The 1749-nt window shown below is 57.4% G+C and carries 2 protein-coding genes; both read left to right on the forward strand.

Annotated features, from left to right (window positions below; genetic code table 11):
- Positions 1-279: 279 nt before the first annotated feature.
- Positions 280-933: an HNH endonuclease family protein gene (locus ASU23_RS33265; RefSeq protein WP_082661361.1), complete on the forward strand. Its 654-nt coding sequence runs from the start codon at positions 280-282 to the stop codon at positions 931-933.
- A 317-nt stretch (positions 934-1250) separates the two neighbouring features.
- Positions 1251-1643: a hypothetical protein gene (locus ASU23_RS06960; RefSeq protein ID WP_058037611.1), complete on the forward strand. Its 393-nt coding sequence runs from the start codon at positions 1251-1253 to the stop codon at positions 1641-1643.
- The last annotated feature ends 106 nt before the right edge of the window (positions 1644-1749 follow it).

Consider the following 1749-nt stretch of genomic DNA (forward strand, 5'->3'; position numbering starts at 1 on the left):
CCATGTGACGTGCCCCGGCTTCCCGGACGGTCGGGGTTGGGTGGCTGTGATGTCGCTGCGTTCTCGTCGAGGGGGTCAGCAGACCCGATCAGGGTCGATTGGGATGAGACGCGAAGGCGGTCAGGTCAGGGCGGCCGAAGCCGGCCGGCGGGGTAGCGTTGGTCACGTCGAGGTCTTTCGGATGGATGGCGTAGGAACCTCCGTCGTCGGGAGACCTCGACGTCTACCTGCGGACCGACCCGCCCGGCCGACCTACACCCTCATCTGGGAAGAGCCGCTATGCGTATCTCCGGTCCTCTACCGATCGAACATCTCATGCCGCAAAAGTGGGAAACACATTGGCCCATCCTCACCGATTCCACAGAGTTGAGAGAAGCTGAAACTGCCCGACGTGAGCGTCTCGTTCATACGATCGGAAATCTCGCCTTGGTCACGACGAAACTCAATTCTAAACTTTCCAACAGCAGTTGGCAGACCAAACGCGCAGCGATATTGTCGCACAGCGCTCTCGCGCTCAATCGGTCTCTAAGTGCCGAATGGGGACCAGACGAAATTCTCGACCGATCGTCACAATTGGCAGATGCAATCTGCCGAGAATGGGCACGACCGGAGAACGGAGTAAAAACTCCGCCAGTTATGGGAGCGGTACCTTCGGTCAGTGAACTGCGCATTAATGAAGTTGATTCCACTGTCCATGCCGATAATTCTGATACTCGGCGCGCTGGGCGCTCCGAAGATGGAACCAGTTCGGGACGAAAGATAGCCACTCATATCAACGAAGTTTTCGAACAGTATCCGATCGGGACTGTGCTCACGGTCGCTCAGTTGCGCGCGCACGCGACATCTCAATATGCGGCGGGAGAAGCAAGCTCTGGGGCAATAACGAACAGGGTCAAGGCGGATGACGTGGAGGGAATATGTCAAGGCGGATGACGTGGAGGGAATATCAAGAGTGGAAGGCGTTTCGCCCCTTTGTGCGCAGAAAGTTTCAAGCGCAATCCATGATGCCCATGGCATGCCCGTATAATTTTCAACATTTCATTCTTTGTGGGCGCGGGCGTAGCCGCTGATATTTCGGGGCAGGTCACTGGGCTCAAAACTTGAGCCCAGCTCGTAGCCGATGCGCTTCGCAATGGTGAGGCTTGCAATGGTGAGGCCCAAGTTTTGGTACGTACGTCTGAGACGCGATGAGAACCTACCGATGTGGGGCGACGGTGCCGCCTGTCAGCCGGCCACGGTATGAATCAGGGATGACACGCACGGATGAGACATGGTTTCGGCTTTTGCAATGGACTCAGGACCAAGCCCCGTCCGAGCGTCTTGCGGCACACATACTCTCGTATTCCGGTTTCGAGGACATCGACCCGTCACATCCACTCGGAGGCAAAGACGGAGGACGAGATGCCTCCTGCTCCAAGGCCGGTCGCCCGTGGATCATGGCCGTCTACTTCCCCCGTGATCAGAAGACATTTAGTGACATCAAAGCCAAAGTCGAATCCGACCTCGCCGGCGCTCTGAAGCACGCTCCCTACGGGCTTGCCTTCATCACCAACCAGGAGCTCAGATTGAGCGAACGTGCCGACCTGATGGCGCTCGGGGCGGACGCCGACGTGATACTCGACCTTTTCCACCTAGATGTATGAGGAACGGACGTTAGTTACGCGGTGCCGGCGGTAAGCGGCGGGCGGTCGTCCTCCGCGTGTTGAATGCGGTCGATGATAATTGTAGTGAACGTTCCAGATTTCCACG

It is taken from the genome of Rhodococcus sp. KB6 (assembly GCF_001445685.1).
Taxonomy (GTDB): Bacteria; Actinomycetota; Actinomycetes; order Mycobacteriales; family Mycobacteriaceae; genus Rhodococcus_F; species Rhodococcus_F qingshengii.

What these genes read in the sequence shown, in the direction of transcription:
- ASU23_RS33265 (WP_082661361.1), top strand. Translation starts at nt 280, where the DNA reads ATGCGTATCTCCGGTCCTCTACCGATCGAACATCTCATGCCGCAAAAG.
- ASU23_RS06960 (WP_058037611.1), top strand. Translation starts at nt 1,251, where the DNA reads ATGACACGCACGGATGAGACATGGTTTCGGCTTTTGCAATGGACTCAG.